The following is a 7080-nucleotide window of genomic DNA, read 5'->3' as shown; positions in this document are numbered from 1 at the left end:
CGAATTCCGACTCGAAGGCCGAACCTTCCAGCAATCAGCCGGCCCAGACGGATTCGAGCAAACCTACCGATTCCGGCGACGTGCCTACGTTGGTATGGTGGACGATCGGCGGTCAAGTTCCCGGCAATTTCGACAAGGCTATCGAGCAAATGAATGACTACACGGCCGAGAAAATCGGCGTGAAGATCGACATCAAGGTTGCAGGCTGGGGAGACTGGGACACGAAGATCAACACGATCGTGAACACTGGCGAGCCTTTCGACATCATGTTTACGAACAGCAGCAAGTACAATCAGCAAGTTACGATGGGCGCTTTTGCTGATATTACCGACTTGGTACAAAGCGAATCACCCGATCTTTACAAATTGATTCCCGAAAAGGTCTGGGACGGAACGAAGATTGATGGAAAAATTTACTCCGTGCCTACTTACAAAGATTCGTCTTCGACCCAATACTGGGTGTTCGACGACACGTACGTGCAAAAGTACGGCATAGACACAAACAGTATCAAGACGATGAAAGACCTCGACAAACCGTTCCGCGATATGAAGGCCGGCGAGGGCAAAAGCTTTTATCCGCTGCGACTCACTCAAGGCGAAGGATTTAACGGATTCTTTAATGGCTACGACGATTTGACGGCCGGTTTGCCGATGGGCGTCAAGGTAGACGACGCTTCCCACAAAGTCGTCTCCGTTCTGGAGCAGCCCGATATCATGGAGGGCTTGAACCTTATACATCAATGGTACAAAGACGGAATCATCAACCCGGATGCACCGACCAAAACCGAAGCAGACAAAGCCCGCCCGTTCTTCAGCGCACAAGCCTTCCCTGGCGCGGAAATAAACTGGCAAGTTACGGAGGGTGTCGAGAAGTACACTATGTTCCAGTACTTTGGCCCGATTTACACAACAAGCACGATTCAAGGCTCTTTGAACGCGATCTCCGCCAACTCCAAGTATAAAGAGGAAGCTCTGAAATATTTGCAACTGGTCAACACCGATCCGAAGCTGCGCAATATGCTGGCTTTCGGCGAGTTGGGCGTCGACTATAACAACGTGAACGAGGAAAAGGTTATCGAGCGCATATCGGATACGTGGCCGCTGGCTGCCTATACCCAAGCTACGTTCTTCACCATGGCCGTTACGAAAGGCGCTCCGGAAGATCAGTGGGAACAGGTTCGTAAGCTGAACGATCAAGCGATCTCCTCAACCAGCCTGGGCTTTGCCTTGGACATCTCCAAGCTGACCACAGAGGTAGCCAATACGAAGGCCGTATATGACAAATATCGCTATGAACTGATTAATGGTGCTTCCGATCCGGAGGCAATGGTACCGAAGATCGTTGCGGAATTGAAAGCAGCCGGCATGGATAAGGTTATGATCGCAGCTCAAGAACAAATTGATAACTATTTCAAGTAAGCCTTAAACGCGGGTGGGTATCCAAAACCCCGAACGGTGAGCTCTTCTGCCGTTCGGGGTTTCTGTTATACTGGTATAAATCCCCTATTTTTTTGTTGACGACTAGGTGTTTTTTTATCGACGATTACGGTATATGGTGGAGTAGTGGTGCGGCAAAAGCTTAATGCAAAGGAGAAACCGCATGCGTTCATTTATGCAGATCAAGATCTATCGCAGCAAATTCATTGCATATGCGGTATTTGTAGTGTTCATCGGCCTGACCCTCGGCGCACTCACCTGCGCGATACTGATGGATCAATGGTTAGGTAATTCTAGGAACGAGGCCGCCGGAGCGTTTACTAGAGTGGAAAGTTCCCTTCAGTACGATACCGACCGTATCGATGTTTTCATGCAGCGGGTGTACTCCAACAGCGAGCTGATGACCGATATTCGCTACTTCTTGGGAAACAGCGCGGAAAGCTATCTGACGAGCAGGTTGCAAGATAGCCTCTATAACAAGCCGCATGTCTCCTTTCCGGATGATATGAGGTCCTTTCTAAGCAACGGGGGAAAGGGAGACATCACTCAAATAAGCTTGCATACAGAATCAGAGGGCAACATTGTGAGCTTTGATAGTAACGGCAGTACAAGTTTTCTATTCCGTCTGCCCAATACGGATGAGGCGTTCCGTGAGACGATTCAAAAGGGATTCGTTTTCCGCAAAAAACTATCGGATCCTAACCAAATCTCACGCCAGTTAGGCGAATTTCAGTTTCTGGTCAGCAGTGACCGGATCTTTGAGGCAGTGCAAAATGGAGATGTAAGCGAAACGGCGGCAGTCAGTACTTCCGGAGACGTATACCTTATCGCGAGCAGCAACCGCAACAACGTGGAGGAGATTGTTCGCCAGGCGATGGTGGACGGACGCAGTTATGGCTTTCTATCAAAGGGATTTACCAATCGTACGTATTTTGTGATGTTCAACTCCACTGAGTTTAATTATCGATATGTCAGCATCGTGGATTTGGCATCGCTGATCCGTCAAAAGGCAAGTGTGCTACTCATCGTTTTTCTCATCGTTCTGGCGGCCATGATCAGTGTCTTGCTACTCATCGCTTACAATCTGCGAGAGGACGCGAACTTCCTGCGTCGGATCATCCGTTCCATAGGACGCGCGAAAACGGCGGATTTTACACCGGTTAACCCGGCTCGTTACCGGAGAAACGAATATGGCATGATTGCCCGGGAATTGGATGATATGATCATTCAGCTTGATAAACATATCCGCACCAATTTTTTGCTAAAACTTAAGCAGCAGGAAACCGAAATGAAAGCCCTTCAGAACCAAATTAATCCTCATTTCTTGTATAATACGCTTGAAGTTATCCGTTCTTTTGCGCTGGCGAATCGCCCCGACGACACATCCGACGCTATAGCCACCTTGGGTGCACTGTACCGAGATGTCGTGAAAAACGAGAATATTATTCCACTGGGTAGCGAGCTGAACCTGCTCCATAAATACTTGAAAATCATGGAATTCAAGTATCCGGAAAGGTTTTATTATCAGTTCATTGTAGAAAAGGCGTTATTGTCTTTGCCGACGGTGAAATTTTGGCTACAGCCGCTAGCGGAAAACTTTTTCCTTCACGGTTTCAATCCGGATAACGAGTTTAACTTGCTCATCGTTAACGGCTGGGAGGAAGAGGAGCGCTTCGTACTGGAGATCGTGGATAACGGCGTCTGGATCACCGAAGAGCGCTTGGCCGAAATTAGGAATACGCTTTCTAGTGGCGACGATACCTTGTCGGATAACATCGGTTTGCGTAATGTTTATACCCGGTTGCACTTTTTCTACGGGGCAGAGTGTTTCATGAATATCGAAAATAACGAGGAAGCCGGCGTTAAAATAACTGTAATCCTGTCCAAGGAGGCGATTGGAGATGTACAAGCTACTGATCGTAGATGACGAGCCGCAGATTTTGGAGGGGATGAAGCGAACGCTGGATTGGGAAAAATACGGCTTTGGCCGCATCGAAACAAGTGAAACGTATGAGGATGCGATTTCAAAGGCAGTGGAATTGTTGCCGGATTTGGCTATTTTCGATGTATGTATCGGCAAGAAGCGCGGTTATGATGTTATCCACAAGCTTAACGAACTGCGCCTTCCCTCGAAATATATCATCATGAGCGGCTATGGGGAATTCCAATATGCATTGGAAGCCATTCGCTGCGGCGCCAAGGATTATCTGCTCAAGCCCATCGACCGTTTGATGCTGCAGAGTGTGGTCGAGAAGATTATCGTAGAAGATCTGCGCGGTACGTTGGAGGGATCCGATCGCGGCGACTTGGACACGGACCCGGTGCTCGGCGTGCGGTACGATAGCCTGTCCAAGCTGACCAACCGCATTCTGTTGATCGTCAAGGCAGAGTATGCCCAGAACTTGAATTTGAAGTCGGTTGCGGAACGTTTTCGTATGAACGGGACATACCTCGGGCAGATATTTATCAAAGAGACGCAAATGAAATTTTCGGAATATTTAATGGCCTACCGGATGCTTCGCGCCCAGGAACGCATTCAGTCCACGGACGAGAAGATTGTCAGCATCTCGCTTTCCGTCGGATACCAGAACCCGAACTATTTTTATTCCCATTTCCAAGCTTATTTTGGGAAATCTCCCTCAGAATTGCGAAGAAAGGATTAGTGTCGTAATGAAACAACATCGGAATCTGACTTGTATCGTCGCTTCCTTCGTGCTCGTCACGATGCTGGTGCTGCCCTTGTCAGGCTGCTTCTCCACAACCGGCAATGGGGAAAATACCGCAGTGGCCGTTCCTACCGTGAATTTGATCTACTACACGATCGGAGATCCCGACAAAGACCTTCAGATGGTCAACGACAAGATCAACGAGATCCTGGTCAAAAAAATCGGTGTGACCATCACTTATATCAAAGCAGGCTGGCAGGAGTATGACAGCCTGCTGAATGCCCTCGTGTCCGCAGGCACTCCCTTTGACATCGCTTTTGCCTCGGAGTATACCACCTACGCGCAGCGTGGTGCGTGGCTTAAGCTGAACGATTATCTGTCCAATGTGGGGAAGGACATGCATGACGCGATTGATCCTATTTTTTGGAAAGGCATGCAGATGGATGACGGCGGTATTTACGGTGTGCCGACCAATAAGGAATTGGCCGTACGCGACCAGTGGATGTACCCGGAGGCGTTAATCAAGAAGTATAACATTGACATCAAGAAGTATACAACATTGGCCTCCCTTAAACCGTTGTTCCGAATGATTAAGCAGAAGGAGCCCGCTTATCAGCCGATGGAGTTGGACAAGGAGTCCCATAACTTTTTTGCCTTGGACGGCTACGAATACGTGTCAGAGAAAACGCTGCCACTCATGGTGCAAGCTCTGGATCCTGGTGCCTTAGTTGTGAATATTTTTGAAACGGAAGAAGCCCGGAAAGTGCTGGACATTCTTCGGAACTACTATGTGGATGGCTATATCAATGAGGACGCGGGCATGCGGGAAAGCCAAGGACTGAAGCGGGGCGATATGGTATTCTGGAAAGCCGCGGGGGGCGGCCCGCTATCCGAAAATAGTTGGAGTAAGGATCGTGGTTACAAGCTTGTGGCTTACTCTGTAACTCCTGCGTTAATCACGATGGAATCCGTTCGGGGAGGGGTAATGGCTGTCAGTGCCGATACGAAGTATCCCATCGAGTCCGTAAAATTTCTTAATTTACTGAATACGGACCCCGAGTTGCGCAACCTGTTCAATTTCGGAATTGAGGGCGTGCACTATACCCTGGACAGGAACGGCCAGGTGGTGTCTAAACCTGCAGAGGACAATAATGGCAACCCGATCCCGGACGCAGCGCCTAGCTATGGGGGCGTGCAGTACACTCAGGGCAATTGGTTCACCTTGAAGACTATGGGTGGAGAATTCCCGGATCCCTTGGACAAATGGAATCAGTTCCGTGCCAGCAACAAGGAAGCCGTCAATTCGAGCACGCTAGGCTTTACCCCGGACTTGTCCCAGATGCCGATTCAATTGCAGAACATCCAGATGGTCTGGGAGAAATACTATCCCAGCCTAATGACTGGTAGCGTGAACGTAGATTCGGAGTTGCCGAAGTTCAATCAGGAGCTTCAGCAGGCGGGCATCGACGAGGTGCAGGCCGAAGTACAAAGGCAGCTTGACACCTGGCGAGCCACCCATTCGTAGCAGTAGCGCTTATTTTAATTTACTCATGCAAGGGTATTGCATCAAATCCAGACAGACAATAATCTGTTGAATAATGAAATATAAGAGACTGGGAGGCACGGGGTTGCTCGTGTCAGAGTTTGCGCAGGGATATTTGTTCCGCAGAACATACAGCATGATGGCTCCAACAAGGAACGTGACGGCATCCGCTATGACGATCGACCAGACCACCCCGTGGAAGCCGTTCATTCGATTGGCGAGATACAACACAGGAATCAATGTAATTCCTTGAATAATGGACATAATAAACGCGGCGGTTCCTTGTGCTGTTGCTTGGAAGATCCCCGTAAACAACGTGGTCATTCCTGTAATGAACAAGGATAAGAACGTTACATGCAGGATGTAGCTGCCCATTTCGATTAATTGCGGGTCATTTGTAAATAATCCAATTAAGTGGTCGGAAATCAGATAGACGATGATGCCGAACACGAAGGCTAAGGCTACAATCGTCTTGATCGTGAATCCAATGGTATGCTTCATTCGTAATTTATTCGCTGTAAAAGAGAAGGCAATCAATGGCACGACTCCCTCGCATAATCCCATTAGAATAAACTCAGGAAATTGCAATAAACGTGATGATATTCCGTAAGCTGCTACAGCCTGATTCCCATATTCGACAAGAAAATGGTTGAAAATGAGCGACATTGCACCCAAGAAGATGCTCATAATAAAGACGGGGACTCCGATTTTGAATACATTGATGAGAATGTCTTTGGTAGCCTTGAACCATTTTACGGAGATGGTTAAGAATTTGCTCTTATTTCCAATATGGAAGGCAAAGAATGCACACGCAACTAAGTTAGAAATGACCGTAGCAGACGCAACGCCGATCACGTCCCAATGGAAGACGAAGATGACTAGTGCATCGAGAACAATATTCACAATAACACTGAGAATCATACCGATCATCGACGTGATGGCTGCACCCTCCGAGCGCACGATATTCTCCAGCGTGAAGAATAATACGAGGATTGGTGAACCAATAAGCATAATCGTGACATAGTCCTTCGTGAAAGCGAAGGATTCAGACGTCGCTCCCAGGCCATGTACGATTGAATCGATAAATGGGAGGCTGACGGCCATCAAGATAAGACCGAGAACTAAACTACTGTAAAAGGCAAATGAAGACACATGCTTTACATCGTTATATTTTTTCTCTCCCAGCAAACGGGAGATGAATGTACCGCTACCCATGCCAATCAAGTTGCCTACCGCCATAATGGCCGCGAATAACGGCAAGGTTAGTGCGAGTGCGGTTAACATGGCCGTATTGCCCAGTGTACCAAGGAAATAGGCATTCAAGATGGAATATATGACACTCATTGACGTGCCTAGCATCATCGGTACAGCGAAGTGAGCGACAGCTTTTGCTACCGGTGCTTTTTCAAAGTAATGGAGGTTTTCTGCATCCATG

4 protein-coding genes and 1 pseudogene are annotated in these 7080 nt (G+C 48.2%); 4 read left to right on the top strand and 1 reads right to left on the bottom strand.

The features are described 5' to 3' along the window. The 4 genes from AC1D7X_RS25520 to AC1D7X_RS25505 form a co-directional block, all read left to right on the top strand. Positions 1 to 1418, top strand: a 1418-nt coding sequence (locus AC1D7X_RS25520) for an ABC transporter substrate-binding protein (protein ID WP_495476402.1), incomplete at its 5' end; no start/stop codon positions are given. A gap of 181 nt (positions 1419 to 1599) precedes the next feature. After that, positions 1600 to 3363: a sensor histidine kinase gene (locus AC1D7X_RS25515; RefSeq protein WP_495458788.1), complete on the top strand. Its 1764-nt coding sequence runs from the start codon at positions 1600 to 1602 to the stop codon at positions 3361 to 3363. Beyond that, on the top strand, positions 3338 to 4099 hold the full coding sequence (locus AC1D7X_RS25510; protein ID WP_495458787.1) for a response regulator transcription factor: 762 nt from the start codon (positions 3338 to 3340) through the stop codon (positions 4097 to 4099). The genes AC1D7X_RS25515 and AC1D7X_RS25510 overlap by 26 nt, the downstream gene beginning before the upstream one ends. A gap of 7 nt (positions 4100 to 4106) precedes the next feature. Continuing rightward, positions 4107 to 5627: an ABC transporter substrate-binding protein gene (locus AC1D7X_RS25505; protein ID WP_495476401.1), complete on the top strand. Its 1521-nt coding sequence runs from the start codon at positions 4107 to 4109 to the stop codon at positions 5625 to 5627. A 132-nt stretch (positions 5628 to 5759) separates the two neighbouring features. Here AC1D7X_RS25505 and AC1D7X_RS25500 read toward each other — a convergent pair. Continuing rightward, positions 5760 to 7079 (bottom strand): annotated as a pseudogene (locus AC1D7X_RS25500) (MATE family efflux transporter); the annotation flags it as partial. Between the last annotated feature and the right edge of the window lies 1 nt (position 7080).

It is taken from the genome of Paenibacillus sp. Y568 (assembly GCF_059445545.1).
This window is presented reverse-complemented; position numbering and strand designations above follow the sequence as displayed.